This is a genomic window from Thiocapsa imhoffii (assembly GCF_016583985.1).
In the GTDB taxonomy this organism is placed as follows: Bacteria; Pseudomonadota; Gammaproteobacteria; order Chromatiales; family Chromatiaceae; genus Thiocapsa; species Thiocapsa imhoffii.
Genome location: NZ_NRSD01000008.1, coordinates 24,937 through 50,444, shown reverse-complemented (window position 1 = coordinate 50,444; position 25,508 = coordinate 24,937). Strand labels below are relative to the sequence as shown.

The following is a 25,508-nucleotide window of genomic DNA, read 5'->3' as shown; positions in this document are numbered from 1 at the left end:
CCGAACATCCAAGCAGGTGCTGAAGACCAGATGAGCGACACCCCCCCTTTCATCCTGTTCGGCCTCGCCCACCTGAGCGCACTGTTCGTGATTGGCACGCTCAGCATTCTGATCGCTCGCTTCAGTCGCGATGGGCTGAGCGCGGCATCCCAGTATCGGTTTGGGGTGGCGCTCGCGGTACTCCTGATCGCCCAGGAGATCCTTCACCTTTGGTATCAAACCAACTATCAGGACCGTCTCCTCACCAGCGTCCTCCCGCTGCATTTATGCGGCTTGTCGGTCCTGCTGACGGTCTGGACCCTGATCGCACGCACCTATCTCACCTATGAAATCCTGTATTTCTGGGCTTGGGGGGGAACCCTACAAGCCTTGCTCACGCCGGATCTGGAGCAGGGGTTTCCCGACCCGGCGTTTCTCACATTCTTCCTCGGTCATGGGCTGGTGATCGTCGGGGTTCTCTACGCCACGCTCGTGTATCGCTTTCGTCCCCATGTGATCTCGATCTTCAAATCACTGGGGGCGCTGGCGATCACTGCCGCCCTGATCGCACCGATCAATCTGTGGTTGGGGAGCAACTATCTCTTTCTCTCCCAGAAACCCGAGCAGACCTCACTGATGGATGTGCTCGGTCCCTGGCCCTGGTATCTCGTCAGTCTCACTGCACTGGCTTTCGTCTCCAGTGTCCTCTGGTATCTCCCCTTCTACATCAAGGACCGACGTGCCATGGCGCACGCGGCAGAGTCCGCGATGGCACGGCCACGGCGCCGGGCCTGAGCCAATCCGCGACGCCCGGGTTCAGGTCGGTTGCAATCCCCATCGAGCGCAGACCAAGACCGCCTGGCAGCCAAACCCACAAGCCCATCTGTGCGGCGGCGATGGCAACACCAACCAAGATGAGCAGCGCGATGCCTTCGGCATCGGCCTCGGATGTGGCCAACTGATGGCTGTTCACCCAATCGTGACAGGAGGGCAGGCCTCCCACGGGCGAACGCCATCCGGACCATACCCGATCGACCCAAGGGGCCACCGCGATCAGAGACTCGACCCCGAGCAGTTTGGCCCGCTCAGCGGCATGCCGGCCCCGGCTCAGTGCGACATCGAGCCGATGTTGATCCAGGTTGTGGCACGCCAGGCAGAACGGATGGCCCAACAGCGCATCGCCTGACGGTTGCGGAGGGCCGGCGCTCACCGGTCGCACTGAACCCTGGCGTGGCTTGCGCTGGACCTGTCCGTGGTGTTCTGTCTCCGTCGCCCAGCGTGGCAGCGCATGCGAGTCCCTGCCCCATCTCGGCCATTGGTTCCGGGCGGATGTGGGACGCGCGATCAGAATCACTCGGCTCCGCCCGCGGTCTGGATCACACGCAAGCGCCGCCTCCAGGTCAAGCGCCGCGGATCTCGTCGGCGCTCCCGACCCGGTTGGCGGACCCGAGGTCTGAGCGCGACGCGGCGCGCCAGCTTCAACACACAGGTTCGGTGCCACGGGAACATTGAGCCAATCGGGTCTCATCGATGGGGACCCGGCCCGCCACGCTGGAGGTGCAACGAGTCGGTCGCGCTGCGTCCTTCGGATCCATGCCCCGTGAGTCGCTCGAGGGCAGCGGCGAGTCGGTCCCAATCCGCCTGCGCGCCGGGTAAACCGAAACGCAGGCTGACAGGATGCGTGAAGCGACGAACCCAGATCCCTTGTTCAGCCAACCCCATTTGCAGTCTGACCGCCTCATCCGTGCACACCCATTGGAAGAGTTCGGTCCCCCCTTGCGGGTCGAGACCGCGGCGCCGCAGCAGCGCGGCAAGACGCACGCTCTGGGAGACAAGACGACCGCGCGCCGCCTCCTGCCAGTCTCGATCCCGCAGGGCACCTTGCGCAATCTGCCGCGATGGTCCGGCGAGCGCCCAGGGACCGAGGCTGCCCCGCAGCGCTCGGCGCACGTCGCCCGTCGCCAGCACGAAACCGACGCGGGCCCCGGCGAGACCAAAAAATTTTCCTAGGGAACGCAACAGGATCAGCCCAGGACGACCCGTATAAGGCGCCAGGCTGTCGCCCGGGCGCGGATCGATAAAGGCCTCGTCGACCAGCAGCCAACCACCCCGTGCGGCAAGTTGCGCGTGCCATTCCAGCAACTGCGTCACAGGCCAGCGGCGACCGGTTGGATTGGTTGGATTGATCACGACCAGCACATCCAGCCCCGCCACGCCAAGGTGCTCGCATGAACCGTCGAGGGGCTGGTGCGGATCGCCATCGCGCAAACGAACGAGTTCATGCCCGGCCGCTTGCCATGCCTGGGCATGCTCCTGATAACCCACCTCGGGAACTCCGACACGCGCGCGCTGCCGCAACCTCGGCAACATCTGGATGGCCGCCTGAGAACCGGCCACCGGCAACAGCTCATCGGTTCCATAGTAGGATGCGGCCGCCTCGTTCAAGCCGTCATCCTCCTGCGGTAACCGATTCCAGACCGCCGCGGGCAGTGCCGGCACTGGCCAGCCGTCTGGGTTGATTCCGGTGGAGAGATCCAACCAGTCCGCGAGCGGAATCGCAACGATCTCCGCCGCCTCGCGGAGGTTGCCGCCATGCACCAGAGCACTCATAGCCGTGTCAACCCCTGGTTCAGAAAGTCTTCCATCGTCCGGAAAGATTGCGCCGTCCAACTCGTCACGGCGTCGATCGCCGTCTGCATCATCTCGAGCAGGGTGGCGAGGGATTGAACCGGCAGCAGACTTGGCAGTCGTCCACTATCCAGGTTCGGCGCGAACCAGATCAAGACCAGCACCAGCACCCCCATCCCAACGCTGCTGCGTGGATCAGACCAACTAAAGGGTTTCAGAGCGGTACCGAAGGATCGTTTCACGCGACTATTGAGTAGATCGACACTGAACAACTCGTCCAGACAAAGATGTGTCAGATAACCGATCGCCACCATGAGTCCCGACAACCAGGCTGAGGTCGCGTCCTGCCCCAAACCCCAATGGGCCAGGTTGACCGCCATGAGTGCGGTGGCCGCCAGACCCAGCCATGAATGCCAGATGCCGCGATGGGTGGTCAACCGCGTAAAGACCTCGAAGACGAGATAGCGGACCAAGAGGTAGACCCCACCCCATAGCAAGGCCAACTCAAGCGCTAGGAGCCGTCCGACCAACGGGAGGGTTATGATAAAGGCCGTCGTGACACCGAGCACGTTGAAAAAGGCTCGGACCGGCTTCGAGGCATCCGCGTCGAGATCGGGCAGAAGACTCCCGGCAACCCCAAACACGAAATAGCCCAGGGTCGCGCCAGGTTCGACCAAGCCCGCGCCATGCAATGCCAACACCGCGGCACCACTGACAAAGATGCCCCCATTGAGGTGGGTCTGGAAATTGGCCATGCCGGTTCCTTGAGATGCGCACACCCGCTACTGAACAGATCCGCCGAGCCACAACATTGAATCGACGGGGACCGACTCCTGGCTCGACCAGAAGAGGAGCCTAACAGAGGGGAGGCTCAAAAGCTGAGCCCGCGGGCTTCAAGTGACTGATATGGCCGAACGACAGGATGTCCAAGCGGATGTGGTCCACGCCGAATAAGCCAACGGGCACCATCTGATCGGACGCGAGCAACCCCCAGCTCGTTCGAGATCTACAACAGGACCACGGCGCTCAAGCGCGCAACGAGAGTTTTGACACGATGAAGATCGCACTGATTCAGGAAACCGACCATGGTGGCCGCAACGAGAATCTCCAGGCATGCGAGGAGGCCATTCGCACCGCCTCGGCGCAGGATGCACAACTCGTCCTCCTGCAGGAACTCCACAACAGCGCCTACTTCTGCCAAGTCGAGGATCCCAAGCATTTCGAGCTCGCCGAATCCATCCCTGGGCCGACCACGGCACGCCTCGGCGCTCTGGCCCGCGAACTCGGCGTGGTGATCGTCGGCTCGCTCTTCGAGCGTCGTGCCCCCGGCCTCTATCACAACACCGCCGTGGTGCTCGATCACGACGGACGGCTCGCCGGCCTCTATCGCAAGATGCACATCCCCGAAGATCCCGGTTACCACGAGAAATTCTATTTCACGCCGGGCGATCTCGGGTTCACGCCCATCGATACCGCGGTCGGGCGGCTCGGTGTCTTGGTCTGCTGGGATCAGTGGTACCCGGAGGCCGCTCGCTTGATGGCCCTCGCCGGCGCCGAGATTCTCCTCTATCCCACGGCCATCGGCTGGGATCCAAATGATGCACCGGACGAGCAACAGCGACAGCGCGAGGCCTGGGTCGGGATCCAGCGTGGCCATGCGATCGCAAACGCCATTCCGGTCGCGGCCTGCAATCGGGTCGGCTTCGAGCCCGATCCAAGTGGTGCAACGGCGGGGGCGCGGTTTTGGGGGCATTCCTTCGTCGTCGGCCCTCAGGGTGAGACCCTTGCGCAGGCCGGAGACCAGGAACCACACATTCTCTATGCGCGGATCGAACCACGACGCACCGAACAGGTGCGACGACTCTGGCCCTTTCTGCGTGACCGGCGCATTGATGCCTACAGTGAGCTGACCTGCCGTTATCGCTCCTGAGGCTGACCCGTTCGACCCGCCATGGCATCAAGGCAGCACAGATTCGGCGAACGCCGAGACTGATCCGCGCGCCCGTTGCGCCGGGTTGCGCAGGCGCGGTGCCGACGCATCGGTGCCCTCGGCGCGATCACCCGGACGAGAGCCAGAGCGACGCCCGATCTCATCGGTCGGTCTCATCGGTCGGTCGTGAACCGAAAAGGCGCCGCAAGGATCCCGTCCGGGGTCGCAATCAGCACCTTCGCCTCCCATTCCATGCGATCGCGCACACAGACGGGCAAGGTGCCCTGTCCGGCGAACCGGCTCCCTCCTTGGGCTTCGAGGCGCACCCGATTGAACCCCATATTCATGTCCACCCCGGCAAAATCCACCTCGACCGACTCGGCATCGAGACCTGTCAGCTCGACCCTTAGCGCAAGCGGTGTCACCAGCGGAATGCTGCGCGGCTCGATGGCAAAGCGCACGCGCCCACCCGCCTGAAAGCGGACCTCACAGTCCGACTGGCGCAGGTCGCAGGGCCGCTCCAGCGCGCCCACCTCCAGCAACTCGGGATAGAGCAAGGGGAGACCCTTCTGGAGCGCCGTCGCCACCACCGCGGCGGCGAGGATCCCCACCAGAATCCACAGCGTGATGTTGACTCTGCTCGACGAGGGTGTTCTGTCAGCCTGCGGCATCATGATGGAATCTCGGTGTCTGCGCTCTGGTGTCCAACGTTTCGGGTCGCCCACTGATCATGCTTTGCCCTGTCTAGCGGCCTACAGGCGCACACAGACGCCTGAAATCCGGTACGCCTTGGGCTCGCCCGCCAAGCCGGTTGGTCTCACTCGATGAAGACCGTCACCCGATCGGCTTGACCCCGCGCATCGACAACCGCGAGGCGGACATAGCCTGGCCCGGCTGGAGTCCATTCGGCGGTGCGCGCAAAGGGTTCGCGCACCACCGGCGCCCCATCAGCGTACCAAACGAAGGGCGGAACGCCTTGACGAACCCGCAGCAACAGGCTGAGGCGTGCCTCGCCGGTGGTCAAACCGAGATCGATCCGCGCACCCGCCGGGGGGTAGGCGATCTCGGGTCGATCGACGGGGCTGGATCGAGACTGACGCCCGTCCTGAACACGTCGCAGCGGTGGTGGCAGATCCGCGGAGGACGCGTGCAAGAGGCCGGGTGGCGCGGGCGATAACGGCGTCGACGGACCCAGTCGGGCGAACACCTCGAAGAGGATGGGCGCCGCCGCATCGAGCCCAATGAGCCCGGGGACCGGCGCGCCATCGGGGCGCCCGACCCAGACCCCGACGACATGGCGGCCGTCGTAACCCAGCGCCCAGGCATCCCGATACCCGTAGGAGGTCCCGGTCTTGAAGGCCAACGTTCCGGTGGCGGAATGTCTGGGAGCCGGCGCACCGGCGAGGATCGATCCCACGAACCACGCCGCCCGTTCATCCAGCACCGGGGCCCCGCGCAGAGCCTCGGGCGCGCGGCGTGGCGCGACCGCCGCCGCCCGCTCGCGCAGCGGCATGGGCCGCCCGCCTTGTGCCAAGGCGCCATAGACGAGGACCAGATCCCGCAGCGACATCCCCACGCCACCGAGCCCCACCGCCAAACCTGGCGTCGCGAGCTCCGGTAACACCGGGTTCGCTCCCGCACGGCGCAGACGCGCCACCAATCGTGCGGATCCTACGGTCTCGAGCAACTTCACCGCGGGGATGTTCAGTGACCATTGCAGTGCCTGTCGCACGGTCACGGTACCTTGGAAATCGAGATCGAAATTCGCCGGCACATAACCGCTGAAGGCGCTCGGTCGATCCTCGATCAGACTCTCCGGATGCGCCCGCCCATCCTCGAACGCCAAACCATAGATGACGGGCTTCAGGGTCGAACCCGGCGAGCGCAGTGCTCGCGTCATCTCCACGTGACCCTGACGCGATGCATCGAACAGATCGGATGACCCGACACTCGCCAAGACCTCGCCACGGCCATGATCGGCCACCAAGATCGCCATGGAGACGCGCGGGCCGATCCGCGCCGACCGCTCCCGCGCGAGCGCCTCCAAGCGCGCCTGCAAGGCAGCGTCCAGGGTGAGGCGTTGCACGGCACGGCGGGGCGCTTCACGGCGCAGTCGATCGGTGACATGCGCCGCCAACAAGGGCGCCGGTCGACGGGTGCTCGGCACGGGTTCTGCCCGTGCCGCCGCGGCCTCGACGGCATCGATGACCCCATCGAGACGCGCACGCTCCAGCACCCGGTCGCGAGCCCGCCGGGCAGCCTGTGGATGACGATCGGGACGGCGCGCCTCGGGGGCTTGCGGCAAGGCCACCAAAAGTGCCGCCTCGGCGTGTGTCAAACGTCGCGGCTCTTTACCGAACCAGGCCAGCGATGCCGCCCGCACCCCTTCGAGGTTGCCACCATAGGGTGCGAGGGTTAGGTACGCCTGCAGCATCGCGGGCTTCTCCAAGCGGCGCTCCAGCCACAGCGCAGCGCGCATCTGCGCGATCTTTCCACGCGGATCGCGGGTCGAGGCACCGGTCAGCAAGCGCGCCACCTGCATGCTCAGGGTCGAACCACCCGAGCGAATCCGTCCGCTGGTGATGCGCTGCAGACCGGCCCGCCCGAGGGCCCAGACATCCACGCCCGCATGCGTGTGAAAACGACGATCCTCATAGCTCAGCAACATGCGTAAATAGGTGGGATCGACCTCATCGAGACGGACGGGCAGCCGCCAGCGCCCATCCTCGACCGTGAAGGCGCGCAATAACCGCCCCTCGCGGTCCAGCATCAGCATCGACGTCGGCACGCTCGTGTCGATCGGCTCGGAGGTCTCGATGAGATGATCGAATCCGACGCGCAGGATCAGGATGCACAGCAGGCCGCACCCGAGCGCCACCATGATCCAGACCCAAGCATTGCCGCGCCCACGCCTGGGCGCCAGCGTCTGGCCGACTCGCTCACAGCCCGCTGGCACGCCCACGCAACGGCCACCGAGCCGCATCGCGGGCCGATTACCCGGGCACTCGATTCGCTGGTGCGGTATCCGCGCCCAGCCCGCCGTCACCCTCCTCGGGCACCAGCAAGCCGGCACGGGCAAAGACTTCGAGCAACCGCGTTAAACTGGTTCGGACGCGCTGCCGCAGGTCCTCGTCCTGCAACCGGGACGCGCCACCCAATGCCGCGCTCAAGGCGTCATCCTGATGCGCCTGTGCGATCAGATCCGCGCACAAGGCCGCTTGATCACGGCGTCCATCGAGCTCTCGCAGCACCCACGCCGAGAGCGCATCGAGCCCGAGACTGCGATGACGCACCGTCGCGACATGCCCTTCGCCCGAGGCCGCCTGCGCCCGTGCCACGGCGATGGCCTGGGGACGCACACCCACGCGATTCGACCACCAGGTTCTCCGCTGTGTCAGCCCAATGCCTTGTGACACATAGAGGTTGAAGAGTTCGCCGAGACAGGCATCGCGATCCGGTGTCACCCGCCGCCCAGCACCAGCGCGGACCCTCTGCTCGGCGGCCTCGAGCAAGCGGCGCACAGGGATCGCATTGGGATAGACCTCGGCCAACTCGGCGAGGATTGCCTTGGTCAAGGGCTGCTCGACCTGCAGCATGGCCCCATCCTGGGCGCGATAGTCTTGGGGTTTGACTCGTTTCCATTGTGGTGCCTGCAGGGGCTGTAGATCCCCGTGGAGCGAACAGCCGCCGAGACGCTCCAGATCGATCTCCCAGCAAGGCCGTGCCTCCGCGCGCACCAACAGGGTTTGCCGAAAGGCACGCAAGCGCAGAAAATCCATGTACTGTTCCTGCGCCATCTGATCCCCAAGCCCATCGAGCACCTGCCGCGCGGCCCCCCCGAGGGTGGACGAAAACATGGTATGTAGCTTCGACTCAGCGAGGAATGCGAGGCCCTGTTGTTGCGCACGCGCGATGACATCGCTGAAGAGCTCCGGATGGTTGGTCTCCTCCAGATACTCGTGGTAGAGATAGCTCGGGCGGGCGCTGAGCAGATAGGTCACTTCCTTGCGCAGCGGTTGCGCCTCGGGTCGTCGATCCTCTCGCAGACCCAGCGCAAGCCGATCGAGCAGATCACGCGCGCGCCGCAGCCGTGCGCCCGGTGCGGTGATGCCGCGACAATGGAATAAGAGCATGTCGCGCAACATCCCGCGCTGACGCCAGCCCGGTAAGACGTTGTAGCTGATATAGGCGATGCCGCGCGCGCTCAGTAAACGTCCACACAGTTCCAGAATACGTTCCTTGACCGCGTCTGGAACCCACGAATACACACCATGGACCAGGATGAAGTCGAAGGGCTCTTGATGCGCATCGACGGCCATGATGTCCTGATGCAGAAGGCGGAGATTCCCAAGCCCGAGCTCGGCGATCATCGCCTGCCCAGCGCGCGCCTGCGCGCCCGACAACTCGACGCCGACGAATTGACTCCAGGGCAGATGAAAGGCCATCGGAATCAGATTTCCGCCGCTGGCCGCACCCAACTCCAGGACCCGGCAATGCTCCGGATCGGCGGTCTCGAGACCAAACAGCCAACCGATCGACGCGAGCACATCCGGATGCGTCTCGGTGATCGCGAAGCTCTCATAGGGAATCTGATCGTAGCTCTCGAGCGTCTTCAAGCGGCCTCCCATCAGGGCTGAGTGCGACCGCCTCGAGCCGGCACGGAATCGGTCAGGGTCACCCCCTGTGGTGGATCAGGCACACGCAGCGGCGAGTCGCTCGACCCGCCGGGCGCGTCTGGAGCGGGGATCGGCGTTGCGACCAGCAGATCATGCGTGAGCAAGGCACCAATCGCGTCTTCATGGAAGAAGACCCGCGCTTGGAGTTGGCGCAGGGTCTGTTCGCGTGCGCTGAGCTCGTCCTCTCTCAGCGAGCGGCGGGCCTCGAGGGTCCGCAATTCTTCCCGCCACGCGGCTAAGCGCTCACCCCGTGAGCGCAATTGTTTCTCGAGCGTCTTCAGCTCACGGCGTGCCTCGCGCGCACTCGGAGCAACGCTTGCTGGCTCCGAGCGTGACCAGAAGCCCCGCGACACCGGCCGTGATCCGGCGGCAGGTGAGAGGCTCTCGCCGGGGCCAAGTGCCGCCGCGACCAGATCGCGCCGCCGCGCCCGCTGCTCCGCGAGTTCCACTTCCAACGGGGCAATCCGCTCTTGCAGCACACTGATTGCTTCCGCCAATTGGGTCAGTGTGTCGCGCGCCACCCGGACGGCGTTGGCCTGCTCGGACTCCAGTGCACGCACCCGTGTCAGCTCCTCACGCAGCGAGCGCAACCGGTCCTGGTATGCCTCGCGGTGGCGTCGCTGCGCCTGTTCGGCCAGTTCCAATTGATGACGACGCTGACGTTCGAGTTCCGTTTGCCGCAGTTCCTCCCAGCGCTGCTCGCGCTGCTGATCGAGTTCCTTCTCGTGCAAGCGTCGCTCCTGCCGCGCCTGTTCGATGGACTGCTCGGCGTTTTCGGTGCGCTCGCGTAACGCGGCCTCTTCACGCGCCTTCAGCAGGTTCCAGGCATCGCGCGCGCGCTGGAGTTCCAACTCGAGTTCGACCACCCGATGGTCCTTCTTCGCCCTCACCTCGTCGGCCAATTGCACCGTCATGGCCTCGGCCCGCAATCGCTGCTCGCGCTCGTAGGCATCCAGCTCGATCTCATGACGACGCTCGGTGGTCTCGCGCTCCAGTGCGAGGTTCTCATGTCGGTGACGCAACAAGCCGCGTTGAAAGGATTGATCGGCCTGTTGGGTCACCACGGGTTCAGCCAGGTCCATGCGGACCTGTTGTTCGGCAAAGAATCCCTCTGGATCCGTCTCATAGTGACGCCATTGACGCGCGAACTCGACTGGATTCAGGCATCGCCGCGGATCATTCGGATGCTCAAAACCCGGAATCTCGGTCAGGCCACCCGCACGATATTGTCGATATCGCAACTGCAAGGATTCGGTGAAGTAGGCACGCACCGCGGCAGGCTCGAACAACTTCAACGCAATGAGTGAAAAGAACAGGATCGCCAAGGCGGCCTGAGCAAAGCCATCGACCGTCTCGAAATGGGGTACGCCTGCCTCGGCGGGACTGTCGCGGAGATCCTGCAGCGCTTTCGAGCGCGCCGCGAAGGTCAGTCGTGGCGGGTTCTCCTCGAGTTGCTGAGCGGCAACCTCCGCCCGCACGCGCTCGATCGCCTGCCGTTGCTCACGACGGAGTTGCTGGAGTGCATCGGTCCGTGACGCGAGGCGCGTCTCCAGCTCGACAATGGCGCGCGCGACCGTCTCAACGCGCTGATCGATCTCCTCCTGTTGCTCACGCAAGGCCGCCGTCAGCTCGGTGACTCGGGTCTCCCAGCGGCGGGCTTCGGGCCCATACCCGGCGGGGCGTTCCTCGCGCCCGTGGATTTCATCCCCGAAACGCGCCTGCGCGGCCGCGAGTTCGGCGCGCAGAACATTGATCTCTGGGGCATATGTCGTCTCGATCTGGGTGCGACGCTGACGCTCGCTGGCAAGCGACTCTCGCAGGCGTTCGATCTCCTCCTCAAGCGGTTGGAGCAACCCCGCGTAGTGCGCCTCGATGCCCCTGGCCTGCGCCGCCACTTGAGTCTCGAACGCGGCGTCGCGCTCGGCGTAATACTCCTCGATAAGCCGCTGATGATGGCTCTCGATGTCATCGGCACGGATCAACTTCGCCAGAAATGGCGCCGTCACATAGAGCGAAACCGCCACGATCAGGATGCGCAAGAGCAATCCCACGAACCAGCGCGCCCCGGATCCTGGCTGATCGGTGCTGCCGAGCGCCTTCTGACCACGCGGCGGGCGGATCGGACGCTCGGACATCACGAGTGACGCATCGACGATCCAGATGACCGCGAACATCAGTACGAACATGAACAGCCCGACGATCGGGCGCAACCAAGCCGTTGCCTGCGGCACGATCGAGGCGCCGACTAGCCCCCAAACAACCCCCTCGATACTGGCCATCAAAAAGATGATGATCCAGACAAAGGCGATCCAGACCCGCACCGCGGGCGTCGCGAGGCTGTCGCCGTAAGGGCGCAGAAGCAGGAAGTCGAGCGACGGCACCCTCCAAAATGGCCGGAGACGCCGAGTGAGTTCCATTGAACGACCCTCCATCTCATCAAGACCGCACAGCGCGTGCGAGGAAGGATAAACCATTGCCTCCCCCTCGAGGTTCGTTCTTTTCACGGCGGCCCACCGCGCAGGCTCTGATTGCGGTGTCACCTAGCGCCGCGGCTCGGGGGATCAGGAATCGGCTCATCCAGCAGCGCGGTAGCGGCATCCTCGGCACGACGATGGAGGAGGAAGGCCATCCGGAACTCCCGCGAGAGCCATCCGAAGAGCCAGCGTCCGGGAAGCCGTCGTGCGAGTCGCGCAAAGCCGCCGTCCGCGTGTGTGATGTACCAGTCCATGGGCCACTCGCAGTGACCGAACACCCGCTGGGACAAGGCGCGGTAGTCGCCCGTGCTCCAGTAGGCAAGGCCCTCTCGCTCGTAACGTGCGTTCTCGTCGACCACCGCCCGCCAAGACCAAGCCCGTTGATGCGCCAGGCGCAGACCTAGCCGCGCCCATATCGCCAGCCACCAGCGTGGACTCCGGGGGCTGAAGTAGTTCGCGAGTGGGACCTTGAGATGCGGCTCCCAAGGCAGATACCACTTGGCCGGGAAAAGGTGGAGGGCGCAGCCGCCCGGACGCAGGATCCGTTTGATCTCGACCAAGCAGGCGGACTTGTCCTGGACATGTTCGAGCACACTAAGACTCAAGACCACGTCGAAGGCACGATCCTCAAACGGCAGCCGATAAGGATTAAGCGCGATCGGGCGTAGCCATGGCGATTGCGGCAGCGGTGAACCAGAGCCGGCAAACTCGGCATCGCAGCCCCAGGCGTCGAACCCGCGTTCTCGCAGCGCCGCGACGAGTTGCCCTTGACCGCAGCCGAGATCCAGGACCCGTGGGCCATCGCGAGTGGCCGTCCCGCCCCAGAAATGCCCGATCGCCTGCTGCATGAAGAGCGCGTCGCGACGCGCCTCGTGGTCGCTCATGGATGCGCTCCGCCGCTGGACACCACATCGCCCACGCAGCACTCGGCGCGCAGGGGGCATCAGATCAGATGAGTTGAGCAGTCAGGGTAGCGAGGGATCGAGCAACGTTCAAGGTACACAGCACTGGGACCGGTTCCCTTGACTAAGTCATGAGCATCCGCCGCGGCTCACTGAGGCACCATTGCACCTCCGCGGGCGATACAGAGCGTGCGGCTTCAGCCGCGGCAGCCATGGGATCAGGCACAACGGCCGCACGCTCAGGTGCACTCACTCAGGCACAGAGCGCGAGTTGCAAATCATGGGCGGCATCATCACCCGCTAGACGCACAGCGAAGCGCTCTTGCAGGATCTTGAAGACGTTGGGAGAGATGAATGCCGGTGCACTGGGGCCGAGCGTGATGCCCTGCACGCCGAGGCTGAGCAAGGTCAAGAGCACCGCAACCGCCTTTTGCTCGAACCAGCTAATCACCAGTGTCAAAGGGAGATCATTCACACCACACTCGAACGCCTCGGCGAGTGCGAGCGCGACCGCGATGGCTCCATAGGCGTCATTGCACTGGCCCATATCCATCAAACGCGGAAATCCGAGATGCTCACCATAGGCATGATCGCGAATGCGGAACTTCCCACATCCAAGCGTGAGGATGAAGGAATCCTCCGGAGTCGCTTGCGCGTAGTCACTGAAATAATTCCGTCCCGGGTCCGCACCATCACAACCACCGATCACGAAGAAGCGACTGATCTGCCCCGCTTTCACCGCCTCGACGATCGTTTGCGCATGGTCGAGTAACACCGTGCGATGGAAGCCAACGGTCGACTCACCCGTGGTCACCGCGATGCACGGTTGGCAACGCCGCGCTTCGGCAATGACGCTCGAAAAATCTCCGTCGAGAATGCGCTGACCATTGGGCACAGCGGTGGCGCGGGTCGTAAAGAGTCGGCCCCGATAACTCTCCGTGGGGATCAAGACGCAATTGGTCGTGCCCAGAACCGGTCCTGGGAAGGCCGCGAACTCGCGCTTCTGGTTCTGCCACGCGCCCCCGTAGTGACCCGCCAAGTTGGGATGGCGTTGGAAGAACGGATACATGTGCGCCGGCAACATCTCACCGTGCGTGTAGACCTGGACATCCGTGCCCTCAACCTGACGCAGGAGGTCACGCAGATCAACCAGATCATGGCCGGTGACCAAAATCCCAGGCCCGGCTTGCGTTCCCTCCCGCACGCGTGTCGGGGTTGGCTGACCAAAGGTCTCGACATGGCCCTCATCGAGCATCTGCATGACCCGCAGATTCATCCGACCGCATTCGAGGCAAAACTCCAGCAGACTCTCGAGATCGAAGTTCACATTGGTCATGGTCGCAAACAGGGCCTCTTCCATGAAGGCCGAGACCGTCTCGTCGGATTTCCCCAAACGTCGCGCGTGATGCGCATAAGCGGCCATACCCTTGAGTCCATACAAGAGGGTTTCCTGTAGGGACTGCATGTCTTCATTTTTCCCGCACATCCCGGGGGATGTCGCACAGGCGGTTTTTTTGTAGGTCTGTTCGCATTGATTGCAGTGCATCGCGCGTTCTCTCAACTCGGTCGGTGGATGGATTGGTCCAAGCCATCACGAGGGTTGCCATGGCGAACTGGCATTCCAGATTCGCACCGACACCAACGCGAACGACGTGCGATCCGCCCCTGTGCGCTCATCATGATCTCAGCGCCATGGCCACGGCTGCCCGCCTGAACCCCCACGGGAATCATCGCTCGGACGCTCAGCACAGCAGGCTTTGATCCGTTCTGGGATCACGACGCAACCGCGACTCATGAGGATTGATTCGCCAACACTGAGCTCCACCTGTAGTGTGACCTGCCGCTGGAACCGTCCCTTGACTCAAGTCAAAATGGGACCATCGACATGCTGCCGACGAGCGGCGGCGAGCACGGGCGGTTGACCGCGAAATGTGATGCGTGCTCAGATCCGCAATCGCCATCCCACCGATGCGCGAGCCAACAAGGTGCCGACATTGAGGTCGCGGTCCGGACCTCTCGGCCATGACCAGCGTCACGCCGATTGGAGAGTGCTCATGCAAGACGACGTCGCGCCTGAAGACCTCAAGGTCCTCAGCACACCGCACTCCAACCTGCACTACTATGAGTGCAAGATCATCTTGCAGCCACAGCACTTTACGACCGCCCGAGCATTCAAGGAATTTTGGTCAATCGTCCGTCATGCCGCCAAGAAGTGTGGCGTCAAGGTCAAGGAAGCGGATGACGCCTTCAAGAACCGCGTGCGCGAAGTGCTCTTCTTTGATACCCCGGGCTACGACCTCTACAACAACCACTTCATCGTGCGCCTGCGCACCTTCTACAAAAATGGTTGGCCCGAGGGCCTGCCGGAGTTCACGGTCAAGTTCCGGCACCCGGACTTTGCAACGGCGGCAGCCATTGACGTGAGCCCGGCGACCCCAGGCGGTCGGGCGCGCATCAAATTCAAACAGGAGTTACTGCCCTTGCGTGAAGGACTCGGCGGGCTGCGCTCGATCTACTCGCATAATTGTGTCCTCGCCATGCCACGTGAGCAGATCGATATGGCGGTCACTGATCTCACCCGCGCCTTCCCCGCGCTGTTGCGCGCGCAGGCCAAACCCGACGATCGCATCACCCTCGTGAAGGACCTCGCGGTCGAAGAGGTTCAGGTCAATGTCGGCGAGCTGCGTTTCGGCCATGGGGTCAACGCCAAGACCACGATCGCGGTCTGGCGGAATCGTCAGCATGAGCGCCCGATCTGCGGTGAGTTCGCGTTCCAATACAAGTTCGACCAGACGGATGACATCGCGAAGGAGAGCATCGCGCGCGCTGTTGACTTCTATAAAACACTGCAACTCGATGCCTATGAGTGGATCACGCTCGGCACGACCAAAACAGGCATCGTCTACGGACTCGGCAACACGAATACGACGAATCGTGAATAATCCACCCAACCCCGCTCAGCCACCCTCAGTCGCTCGTCTCTTCATCGCGTTCGCGCTGATTGGCGTCTCAAGCTTCGGCGGCGGCCTCATTGCCTACCTACGTGATGTTGTCGTCGATCGCGAGCACTGGCTCGATGAAGATGAGTTTCTCGGCGCGTTGGAAATCGGCCAGACCCTCCCCGGCCTGAACTCGACCAATGTCGCCGTGATCGTGGGACGCAAATTAAAGGGCGCTCCCGGAGCGGCCGCCGCGTCACTCGGCCTCATCCTGCCGGGGGCCTTGATCCTGATCGTGCTCGGGCTCCTCTATGCGCGTTTCCACGGCAACCCGGACGTGACGGCGGCACTCGCGGGCGTCGCGGCCGCGGCAGTCGGTCTCCTGCTTCAGGTGACGCTTAAGATCGGCGGCCGCCAGTTTCTCCGCCCCAAGGACCTGTTATTCATCATTCCGACTTTTCTGATGGTCGGCGTCTTCCATGTCTCACTCGTTGCCACGCTCTTCTTGCTCGCGCCCATCGCGATCTGGATGAATCGCCCTCGGCCATCGAAGGATGGTGACACCTCCCAAACCGCACCGAAATCCGCGCCATGAAGGATCTGATCGAACTCTTGAATGTCTTCGCTGGACTGTCCCTGATGGCCATCGGGGGCGGAACCGCTGTGATCCCGGAGATGGAGCATCAGACCGTCACCGTGCATCAATGGGTCAGCTCGACCCAATTCGCTGCCATCTACAGTCTGGGTCAACTCGCACCAGGCCCGAACATGACCATGGTTGGGATCCTCGGCTATCACGCCGCGGGGGTGCCGGGCTACTTTCTCGTGCTGTTCGCTTTCTATTTTCCCGCACTCATGTTGACCTATATTGTCAGCCACATCTGGGACAATTTTCGCGACAACCCTTGGCGTGACGCGTTGCAGCGCGGGCTCGCCCCCATCACCATTGGATTGATGCTCTCGGGCGTCTACGCCGTGGGCAAGACGGCCAGTTTCAATCTAGAACGCCCGCTTTGGTTCAACGCGGTCACCATGGGTTTCGGCCTGGCCATCGTACTCTTGCTCTTCTGGAAACGAATCAACCCCGCGCTCTTGATCTTGGCTTGTGGTGTGATCGGCTGGTTCGTCCTGCGTTGAGGGGCCGATGGCACGGCGTCTGGCCCAGTCGCGGCTGAATCGAGGGTTCAGAGCAGGACGCGCTCGATGCCACCGTCGCGCGCTTGCTCCAGGAATCTTTGCTGCCAGCCCTGACCGAGTTGCCGCTGCGCCAATTCGACCACGATATAGTCCGTCTTCAGACCGGTCTCATCGCGATATTTCGCGAGCCCTTGCTGGCAGGCCGGACAGGCGGTGAGGAGCTTGACCTCCCCGTCCACCACCCGCTCACGCCCCGTCAAGGCGCGGATGCCCGCGCTCAACTCCTCCTGTTTGCGGAAGCGCACTTGATTGGCGATATCCGGACGCGCGGTGCCAAGCGTTCCGGCCTCCCCGCAACACCGATCCGAAAGCATCACGGGCTGGCCGATCAGGCTGGCCGCGACCTTCAATGGCGCATGCGTCTTCATCGGCGAGTGGCAGGGGTCGTGATAGAGGTACTGGACCCCCTCCACACCAGCGAGGCTCACCCCTTTTTCCATCAGCCACTCATGGATGTCGAGTAAGCGCGAGCCGGGGAAGATCCGTTCGAACTCATATTGGAGCAACTGATCCATACAGGTCCCACAGGACACCACCACCGTACGGATATCGAGATAGTTCAAGGTGTTGGCGACGCGATGGAAGAGCACCCGATTGTCCATGGTGATCTGACGGCCACGTTCTTCGAGACCGGCGGCGCGTTGCGGATAGCCGCAACACAGATAGCCGGGTGGCAGCACCGTTTGGGCACCCTGCGCATAGAGCATCGCCAGGGTTGCGAGACCCACGTCGGAAAAGAGCCGCTCCGAACCACAGCCTGGGAAATAAAAGACCGCTTCCGTCTCCTCGGATGACAGGGTTGGATCACGCAGGATAGGAACCTGCGTCTTATCCTCCAGCGCCAGGATCTGTCTGAAGGTCCGCTGTGGCAAATCGACCCGAATCGGTCGGCTGACCAAGTCGACCGCTTGACTGACAAGCCCTGGTCGATGACTGGTCGTGCCCGGCTGGGCCGTGCGCGGACCGGTCAGGCCCAGTCCAGCCGCGATCCGATGGCCGAGATTGATGCCAGCAAACCCCCACTCGGCCAACCCTTTGCGCAACCAGCGCACGGCACGCGGGTCCGTCACATTGAGAAACTGCATTGCCGCCCAGGCGCCTGGATTGAAGCGCTTTTGACCGCGCGCGACCAGGATGCGCCGCATGCGCATGGTGACGTCACCGAAATCGATCTTGACCGGGCAAGGATTCAGGCATTTGTGACAGACCGTGCAATGATCCGCGATGTCGTTCATCGCCTCGAAATGATGCAGTGAGAGTCCACGGCGGGTCTGTTCCTCGTAGAGAAAGGCCTCGATGATGAGACCCGTGCCTAGGATCTTGTTGCGAGGTGAATAATTGAGGTTGGCACGCGGAACGTGCGTCATGCACTTGGGCTTGCACTTGCCACAACGCAGACAGTGTTTGACATCATCGTTGAGTGCGCCGAGCTCGGTCTCCTCAAGCAGGATGGCTTCTTGCTGCACCAAACGCAGCGAGGGGGTGTAGGCACCCTCGAGGCCGGATCCTGGCATCAACTTCCCTGGATTGAAGCGCTGATGGGGATCGACGCGGCGTTTGTAGGCGACGAAGGCATCGAGCTTCTCGCGTTCGAGGAATTGGAGCTTGGTGATCCCAATGCCATGTTCACCGGAGATCACGCCATCGAGCGCGGTGGCCAGCGCCATGATCCGCGCCACCAAGCGATCAGCCTCCCGCAGCATCTCATAATCGGAAGAGTGAACCGGAATGTTGGTGTGCACGTTGCCATCGCCGGCATGCATGTGTAGCGCAATGAACAGACGTCCGTCGCGAACCTGTTGGTGAATCCGAGCCAGGCGTTCGCGCACGCGTGCCAGATCCTGACCGCCAAAAATCTCTTCGAGACGTGCCGCGACCTCACGACGATAGGACTGCACCAGATCCCGACGCAGCATCATGCTTGCGAAGGTGTCCCCCTCCCGCGCCAGAGACCGTTCAACTTCCCGCAGGAGGTCGAGGTGCGCCGCAACCGGATCATCGAGGTGGGACAGAATCCGCTGCCAGCGAGCACGGGCACGAGTGACGGCCTCGCGCGCGGCATCCCGTTTAGCGATCAGGATGGCCGCGGCCTCGGCCGAATCGTCATACTCATCCGGAGCCCGTGCCTCGACGAGATCCCCGTCGAGATAGACGAGCACGGCATCCATGATGGCGTCTTTATTGCGAATGGATTGCTCGATATTGAGCCGCTCGATCCCGCGACTGTAGTCGGCGAGGCGCTCGAGCGGGATCACAACGTCTTCATTGATCTTGAAGGCGTTGGTATGACGCGAGATCGCCGCGGTGCGGGCACGATCGAGCCAGAAACGCTTGCGCGCTTCAGGGCTGATCGCGATGAAGCCCTCGCCGTCCCGCGCCCGTGCCAGGGCCACGACCCGCGCCGCGGCGGCATCGACCGCGGCCTCGTCGTCGCTCACCAGATCCGCGATCAACACCATCTTCGGCAGCTCGCGGCGTGCGGCCTTCGTCGAATAATCCACCGCGCGGACGTAGCGTTCGTCAAGATGCTCGAGACCCGCCATCTGAACATCGGTGCAGGCCGCGAGATCGTTCTTGATCTCGACGATCGCCGGTACGGCAAGATCGAGATCCGTCCCGAAGAACTCCAGACAGAGGGTGCGCACATGCTTGGGCATGCGGTGCAGGATGAAGCGGGCTGAGGTGATGATGCCGTCGCAGCCCTCTTTCTGAACGCCCGGCAATCCCGATAGGAATTTATCGGTGACATCCTTGCCCAATCCGGCCCGACGTAACGCCGCACCGGGCATCTCCAGGATTTCAGGGTCGCCGTTGGGAGTGACCCCATCAGGGCGGAAACGACGGATGCGAAAACGCACGCGGTCCTGTTCGTGGATCTTGCCGAGATTGTGCTCGAGTCGCTCGACCTCGAGCCAATCCGCATCCGGGGTGACCATGCGCCAAGAGACCAGGTTATCGAGCGTGGTTCCCCACAACACCGCCTTCTTCCCGCCTGCGTTCATCGCCACATTCCCACCGATGCAGGAGGCATCCTGTGAGGTGGGGTCGACGGCGAAGGCGAGCCCGGAGCGATCCGCGAGATCCGAGACACGCCGTGTCACCACACCCGCGCCACACCGCACGGTCGGCACCAAGCCCGCGACCCCTGGCAAGGAAAGGGGCTCGACTCCCGACAGCGTCTCGAGTTTTTCGGTATTGACGATGGCCGTCATGGCCTTGAGCGGAACGGCCGATCCGGTGTATCCCGTGCCACCGCCACGCGGGATCAGCGTCAGACCACAATCGATGCAAGCCTGGACGATCGGTGCCACCTCATCCTCGCGGTCGGGGGAGATCACCACGAAGGGCAATTCAACACGCCAGTCGGTGGCATCGGTCGCGTGCGAAACCCGTGCGAGCCCGCCGAAGTCGAGGTTATCCGGGTGCGTGAGTCCGATCAGCGCCTTGCGCAGTCGGGTCCGCTGGAGCTGTTCTTGTTCGAACCCATCGGCAAACCGCTGGACCGCCGCGCGCGCCACCTGCAAGAGGTCTGCCGCGCGACGGTTCTCATTCAGCCGCAGTTCGAATTGATCGAGCCGATGCTTGAGTGCCTGCAGGAGCAGTCGCCGCCGCTCAAGATTCTCGAGCAGATCGTCCTGGAGGTAGGGGTTGCGGGTGACCACCCACATGTCGCCAAGCACCTCAAAGAGCATGCGTGCCGAGCGACCGGTGCGCCGACTCGCGCGCAGTTCCTCGATGGTTCGCCAGGCGGATTCACCGAGAAATCGGATCACGATCTCGCGATCGGAAAACGAGGTGTAGTTATAGGGGATCTCGCGAATCCGTGGTTGCGGCTCGGCACTCATTGAAGGCCTTCAGTCACTGTTTTCTGCACTGCACAAAATGGTACCGCAAAGGGATCGTCGGTTGACCTTATCATTTGCGGGGCTGATGCCTGCCGCCGCACCGTGACAGGGGCGCCGGCGCGCCACCGCTGACACCCGGCAGACCACTGACCTTCAGTCTGCGATTCGGCGCTTGCGTCTCGGCGATCCGGCAGGGAACAGACGCCGCCGCAACGCCGTTCGATTGCGCTTCCTTTGATTTGGGTCAAACGGCTCAGCGGCGATCCCAGGTAGGTTTGCTCGAATGTCCGCCCCGCCCCAGCAACGCATCCTCAGTGATCGCGTCAACACCTTCGGCCAGTACCTGCTGAACCGCTACGGTCAGCGGGTGCATAAGCTCGCGCTGCATGCGGGGTTCACCTGCCCCAATCGCGATGGCCGCAAGGGCGTTGGCGGTTGCTCCTTTTGCAACAATGTCTCCTTCAGTCCGAATGCCAAGACCCCGATCCCAATCGCCGAGCAGCTCGATGCGGGTCGCGCCGTGCTCGCCAAGCGCACTGGGGCACGCCGCTTCATGGCCTATTTCCAGGCCTATACCAACACATACGATCCGATCGAGGCACTGCGCGAGCGCTATGACGCGGCCCTGATCCACCCGGACGTGATCGGTCTGTCCGTCGGGACCCGACCGGATTGTGTTCCTGACCCCGTGTTGGACCTACTCGCCCGCTATCGCTCTCGCGGCAAGGAGATCTGGCTCGAGTTGGGCCTGCAGTCCGCTGACGATCGCACGCTCGAACGCGTCAATCGCGGACATACCTTCGCCGAGTTTCGAACCGCGGTAGCCGCCGCGCGCCATCGTGGGATCCCGGTCTGTGCGCATCTGATCGTGGGCCTGCCTGGCGAGGATCGCGCGGCCGCGTTGTGGAGTCTCGAGCGCGTACTGGAACTCGGCGTCGCCGGCATCAAGCTGCATCCGCTGCATGTGGTGCGCCACACGCGTCTTGCCATCGAATGGCGCCGCGGGGAGTACCAACCGCTAGACTTAGAGGACTACGTCTCGATCTGTGCCGACCTGGTTGAGCACACGCCACCCGAGGTCACCTTTCATCGCCTCACCGGGACCGCCCCTCGTGAACTGCTGCTTGCGCCAGACTGGTGTAGCCGCAAATGGGCCGTGCTCAACGCCATCGAGGCCGAGCTCTACCGCCGCGACACCCGCCAGGGTGCCCGTGCCCGGACCTCACACCATCGCCATCTTGCAAGCTCCGCTTGACCCTCGAGGAGAACAAGCTGTATGGAACTCGTCTGTCCCGCAGGCAACCTGCCGTCACTCAAGGCGGCCGTCGACAACGGTGCCGATGCCGTCTATCTCGGGTTTCGGGACGATACCAATGCCCGTCATTTCGCTGGTCTGAACTTTGGTGACAAACAGATTCGCGACGGTCTCAAGTATGCCCGCGATCGCAAGGTCAAGGTCTTCGTCGCGATCAACACCTATGCGCAGCCGAGCGGCTGGACGCGCTGGACCGGCGCGGTCGACCGCGCCGCCGATCTCGGCGTCGATGCCTTAATCCTCGCCGATATGGGTGTCTTGGACTATGCCGCCGAACGCCATCCGCACCTCAATCTCCATCTGTCGGTCCAGGGCTCGGCGACGAATCCAGCGGCGATCGGCTTCATGCATCGACACTTTGGAATCCGCCGGGTCGTGGTTCCGCGGGTTCTCTCCATCACGCAAGTCGCCAACCTGATCGAACAGGTCGACGTGCCTGTCGAGATTTTTGGCTTCGGCAGTCTCTGCGTCATGGTCGAGGGGCGCTGCCTGCTCTCATCCTATGCCAGTGGGCAATCACCCAATACCTTTGGTGCCTGCTCGCCGGCCGCGCACGTCGAATGGCGCGAGACACCGCAAGGCCAGGAAACACGTCTCGGCGGCGTGCTGATCGAACGGCGCGGACATGGCGAGCCGGCCGGCTATCCCACCCTCTGCAAGGGCCGCTATCTGGTCAATGGCACCATTCGTCATGCCATCGAGGAGCCGACCAGCCTCAACACGCTCGATATCCTCCCGGATATCCTCGCGGCCGGGGTGGCGGCCATCAAGCTCGAAGGGCGGCAACGCAGTACGCGCTATGTGTCCCAGGTGACCCGGGTGTGGCGGGACGCCATCGACGCTTGCCAACGCAATCCCCAGGCGTTTCGCGCGAAAGAGAGTTGGCACCAGACCCTGGCGCAGGTCTCCGAAGGCGCGCAGACGACGCTTGGCCCATACCATCGGCCGTGGCATTAATCCAGGCCCCATCCCACCGACTCGACGCCAAGAATGACCACTGACCCCATGCATCGCGAATCACCACGCCCTCGCCTTTCGCTCGGCCCCATCCTCTACCATTGGCCGCGCGAACAGGTGCTCGAGTTCTATGCCGAGATGCTCGAGGCCCCGCTCGATGTCATCTATCTTGGCGAAACCGTCTGCTCGAAGCGCCGCCTATTGCGTCCGGAAGACTATTGGGAACTGGCTGAGCGCGTCGTTGCCGCGGGCAAGGAAGCCGTCATCTCGACCCTCGCGCTCATCGAATCCGATGGCGAACTCAAGACCTTGCGCCGCATCTGCGCCGATGAACGGTTTCTCGTCGAAGCCAATGACCTGGCCGCGCTTGATTTCCTCGAGGGGCGCCCCTTCGTTGCCGGGCATGCGATCAATCTCTACAACCAACGGACTCTTGCCTTCCTGGCCGCGCGAGGTCTGAGACGCTGGGTCATGCCGGTCGAACTCGGCCGCGACACCGCCGCCGATCTGTTGCGCTCCCGCCCGCACGGTGTGGAGTGCGAACTCTTTGCCTTCGGTCGGCTGCCGCTTGCCTACTCGGCACGTTGCTTCACCGCCTATAATCGCGACCGGCAGAAGGATGACTGCCAATTCTGCTGCGGAGATGATCCAGACGGATTGCTGGTCGCAACGCAAGACGGCGATCCGTTCCTCGCGCTCAACGGCATCCAGACCCAATCGGCTGGCACGCACAACCTGCTTCCGGCACTCGATGAGGTCGCACGCCTCGGGGTGGATCTGCTCAGGATCAGCCCACAATCGCATCACACCCGCGAGATCGTCGAGACCTTCTCGCACTGTCTGCAGGGCGAACTTGATGTCGAAACTGGGCTTGCCAGACTGAAAGAATGGGCGCCCGACGGCCTATGCGATGGCTATTGGAGCGGTCAGGCGGGGATTGCCGTGGCAGGGGCGGACGCGTCACGTCCATCCGGGTTCGCGGCGGCCTCCGTGCGGACGAACTGAACTCCATTGATGCGCTCGATCGCCCACTGACTAACGATCAGCGCGCCGTGTCAAGACGGCGCGCTGGTTGACCTCCACTCACACGCATGACCCGCGGCAATCTCGTGCTGGTCCGTGGCCAGGTTCAGCCCTCGAGCAGCGTTCCGAACCCACCTCGGATGGGCCTCCGTTCGACCTCCTCGGGCCGACATTGGATCATTGACGCGGCGCACTCAGGTCGGCTAGCCGGTCCAGGGCACGTGTCAGCGGCTTCCATCGCTCCGGAGGCTCGAAGGCATCAAGAAAATTCTTCAGATAGAGTCCGAGTTCGGTATCGCCTGACATCCGCAGGCGCCGCTGAAAAAAGAGCGTATCCGCATCCTCGCGCCGGGCGGCCAACTGCAAGAAATCGATGAGTTGGCCGGAAATACTGGCATCAGGTGACGAATCCGATCCATATCCGCGAATATGACCACCAGTCATGCCGAGACAGTAACGGACACCGAGATCCGCGATCTCGATCCCAACCCGCCGGCCGAGCAAAAAATCCAGTTCACCCTCGGCAATCGAATCCTTCATGACCCGATTCAACATGGTTGCCAAGGCTTGACTATGGAGGCGTCCCGGCAACAATCTGAGCGGCAGGGACAGCGGACGAATGAGGCCCTCGGGAAATCGCATCGCGTGCTCTCATGATGACGACCGATGACCGGTCAAACGCGGCATTATCGACGCATCGGGAGCCAAGATCGAATGACTTCGGTCAAGATCCGAGTAAGCGGCCTAGGGCAGATTGGTCGCAACACGGGGGCGGCTGGTCTCGATACCCGAGGTCGTCTGTCCCGCGCGGGACAGCCCCAACCCGCGACCGCTGTCGGGAGACTTCGACAATTCAGGTGATAACCGCGACGACAATCGTGTCAACTGACGGCGCTCGGGTGCCTCTGGTGCGACCTGAGCCAACTCGGCACCTGTGCGCTGCTCGGCGGCATGCGCCATCGCCGGCGTCACCTCGAGCCCGATCACCCGTCGTGCCTGCGGTGTATAGGGCCTCACGCCTTTCTTGTTCAAATAGCTGACCACTACGCCATGCGTATAGCGCTGAGTTTCAGCATAGGTGACAAATCCGCCACTGCGCTCAAGGGCGCCCTCCCCCGCGTTGTACGCCATCACCGCATGGCCGATGCTGCCATATTTGTCGAGGAGGCGTTTAAAATGACGCATGCCGGTCTCGAGATTGATTTTCGGATCGAAAAGTGCGTCGACCGAATGGACGCCATAATCCGCTGCTGTCGCGGGCATGACCTGCATGAGACCGACAGCTCCGGCATGTGACACCGCATTTGGGTTATAGGCGGACTCCGCACGGATCACGGCATGCACCAGGTCGAGGTCCAAGCCATGCCGCGCGGCCAAACGCTCGACCAGGGACACGAGTTCTTGGCGCGACGGGACAGGGCGATCCGGTGCGATTGGAAGACGCGAGTCGCGCGCCCCAACCGTGGTGGTGGCGACAGTTCCCGACTCTGTTGTCTGACGGTCCTTGAGCCCTCCCCCATTCGCCAGGGAGACGAAGGCAGTGGTGAAGATCAAGGTTGACGTGAGGAGTTGCCATGGACGTCGCATCATCTGCTCCATTGGTACAACTTGGTAAATTCGACTGACAAGATTGCTCGACCGAT

General features: G+C 63.1%; 19 protein-coding genes. 8 read left to right on the top strand and 11 right to left on the bottom strand.

Features of this window, described 5'->3' with window-relative positions:
• Positions 1 to 30: 30 nt before the first annotated feature.
• Positions 31 to 774 (top strand): YwaF family protein, encoded by a 744-nt coding sequence (locus tag CKO25_RS09500; RefSeq protein WP_200387693.1) that lies wholly within the window; start codon positions 31 to 33, stop codon positions 772 to 774.
• Between the two features lie 729 nt (positions 775 to 1,503).
• On the opposite strand, the gene cobD is transcribed toward CKO25_RS09500, so the two are convergent.
• Both cobD and CKO25_RS09490 read right to left on the bottom strand, forming a co-directional pair.
• Positions 1,504 to 2,589: a threonine-phosphate decarboxylase CobD gene (cobD, locus tag CKO25_RS09495; protein WP_200387692.1), complete on the bottom strand. Its 1,086-nt coding sequence runs from the start codon at positions 2,587 to 2,589 to the stop codon at positions 1,504 to 1,506.
• The gene (locus CKO25_RS09490) at positions 2,586 to 3,362 is read right to left on the bottom strand and encodes a metal-dependent hydrolase (RefSeq protein WP_200387691.1); all 777 of its coding nucleotides are present in this window, start codon (positions 3,360 to 3,362) and stop codon (positions 2,586 to 2,588) included. Before CKO25_RS09490 ends, cobD begins: the two co-directional genes overlap by 4 nt.
• 299 nt (positions 3,363 to 3,661) lie before the next feature.
• On the opposite strand from CKO25_RS09490, the gene CKO25_RS09485 reads away from it, so the two are divergent.
• Complete coding sequence (locus CKO25_RS09485) at positions 3,662 to 4,537, top strand: carbon-nitrogen hydrolase (protein WP_200387690.1); 876 nt, start codon at positions 3,662 to 3,664, stop codon at positions 4,535 to 4,537.
• 173 nt (positions 4,538 to 4,710) lie between these two features.
• On the opposite strand, the gene CKO25_RS09480 is transcribed toward CKO25_RS09485, so the two are convergent.
• From CKO25_RS09480 to hcp, 6 genes are all read right to left on the bottom strand, one after another.
• The gene (locus CKO25_RS09480) at positions 4,711 to 5,211 is read right to left on the bottom strand and encodes a hypothetical protein (RefSeq protein ID WP_242467535.1); all 501 of its coding nucleotides are present in this window, start codon (positions 5,209 to 5,211) and stop codon (positions 4,711 to 4,713) included.
• 143 nt (positions 5,212 to 5,354) lie between these two features.
• Positions 5,355 to 7,418, bottom strand: coding sequence for a penicillin-binding protein 1C (gene pbpC, locus CKO25_RS09475; RefSeq protein ID WP_200387775.1), 2,064 nt, complete (start codon positions 7,416 to 7,418; stop codon positions 5,355 to 5,357).
• A 112-nt stretch (positions 7,419 to 7,530) separates the two neighbouring features.
• On the bottom strand, positions 7,531 to 9,153 hold the full coding sequence (locus tag CKO25_RS09470; protein WP_242467534.1) for a methyltransferase regulatory domain-containing protein: 1,623 nt from the start codon (positions 9,151 to 9,153) through the stop codon (positions 7,531 to 7,533).
• Between the two features lie 11 nt (positions 9,154 to 9,164).
• Positions 9,165 to 11,630, bottom strand: coding sequence for a DUF4407 domain-containing protein (locus tag CKO25_RS09465; RefSeq protein ID WP_200387688.1), 2,466 nt, complete (start codon positions 11,628 to 11,630; stop codon positions 9,165 to 9,167).
• A 119-nt stretch (positions 11,631 to 11,749) separates the two neighbouring features.
• Positions 11,750 to 12,571, bottom strand: coding sequence for a class I SAM-dependent methyltransferase (locus CKO25_RS09460; RefSeq protein ID WP_200387687.1), 822 nt, complete (start codon positions 12,569 to 12,571; stop codon positions 11,750 to 11,752).
• A 271-nt stretch (positions 12,572 to 12,842) separates the two neighbouring features.
• Complete coding sequence (gene hcp, locus CKO25_RS09455; protein ID WP_200387686.1) at positions 12,843 to 14,135, bottom strand: hydroxylamine reductase; 1,293 nt, start codon at positions 14,133 to 14,135, stop codon at positions 12,843 to 12,845.
• 508 nt (positions 14,136 to 14,643) lie between these two features.
• Here hcp and CKO25_RS09450 point away from each other — a divergent pair.
• From CKO25_RS09450 to CKO25_RS09440, 3 genes are read left to right on the top strand one after another with little or no spacing between them, the layout of a single operon-like run.
• Positions 14,644 to 15,531 (top strand): hypothetical protein, encoded by an 888-nt coding sequence (locus CKO25_RS09450; protein ID WP_200387685.1) that lies wholly within the window; start codon positions 14,644 to 14,646, stop codon positions 15,529 to 15,531.
• Positions 15,524 to 16,123, top strand: a complete 600-nt coding sequence (locus CKO25_RS09445) for a chromate transporter (RefSeq protein WP_200387684.1) — start codon at positions 15,524 to 15,526, stop codon at positions 16,121 to 16,123. Before CKO25_RS09450 ends, CKO25_RS09445 begins: the two co-directional genes overlap by 8 nt.
• Entirely contained in the window at positions 16,120 to 16,665 is a 546-nt protein-coding gene (locus CKO25_RS09440) for a chromate transporter (RefSeq protein ID WP_200387683.1), read from the top strand. The genes CKO25_RS09445 and CKO25_RS09440 overlap by 4 nt, the downstream gene beginning before the upstream one ends.
• Before the next feature lie 47 nt (positions 16,666 to 16,712).
• On the opposite strand, the gene CKO25_RS09435 is transcribed toward CKO25_RS09440, so the two are convergent.
• Complete coding sequence (locus CKO25_RS09435; protein ID WP_200387682.1) at positions 16,713 to 20,570, bottom strand: DUF3683 domain-containing protein; 3,858 nt, start codon at positions 20,568 to 20,570, stop codon at positions 16,713 to 16,715.
• Positions 20,571 to 20,853: 283 nt separating this feature from the next.
• Between CKO25_RS09435 and mnmL the strand changes: the two genes are divergently transcribed.
• The 3 genes from mnmL to ubiV are packed head-to-tail and all read left to right on the top strand — an operon-like array spanning position 20,854 to position 23,847.
• A complete protein-coding gene (mnmL, locus tag CKO25_RS09430) occupies positions 20,854 to 21,825 on the top strand; it encodes a tRNA modification radical SAM protein MnmL/YtqA (RefSeq protein ID WP_200387681.1) in 972 nt (323 codons plus the stop codon).
• A 21-nt stretch (positions 21,826 to 21,846) separates the two neighbouring features.
• Positions 21,847 to 22,842, top strand: a complete 996-nt coding sequence (ubiU, locus tag CKO25_RS09425) for a ubiquinone anaerobic biosynthesis protein UbiU (RefSeq protein WP_200387680.1) — start codon at positions 21,847 to 21,849, stop codon at positions 22,840 to 22,842.
• A gap of 33 nt (positions 22,843 to 22,875) precedes the next feature.
• Positions 22,876 to 23,847 carry a ubiquinone anaerobic biosynthesis protein UbiV gene (ubiV, locus tag CKO25_RS09420; RefSeq protein ID WP_242467532.1) on the top strand — a complete coding sequence of 324 codons (972 nt, stop codon included), beginning with the start codon at positions 22,876 to 22,878 and terminating at the stop codon, positions 23,845 to 23,847.
• Between the two features lie 195 nt (positions 23,848 to 24,042).
• Here ubiV and ubiT read toward each other — a convergent pair whose 3' ends face one another.
• Complete coding sequence (gene ubiT / locus CKO25_RS09415) at positions 24,043 to 24,507, bottom strand: ubiquinone anaerobic biosynthesis accessory factor UbiT (protein WP_200387679.1); 465 nt, start codon at positions 24,505 to 24,507, stop codon at positions 24,043 to 24,045.
• 102 nt (positions 24,508 to 24,609) lie between these two features.
• On the bottom strand, positions 24,610 to 25,455 hold the full coding sequence (locus tag CKO25_RS09410; RefSeq protein ID WP_242467531.1) for a lytic transglycosylase domain-containing protein: 846 nt from the start codon (positions 25,453 to 25,455) through the stop codon (positions 24,610 to 24,612).
• Positions 25,456 to 25,508: the final 53 nt, after the last annotated feature.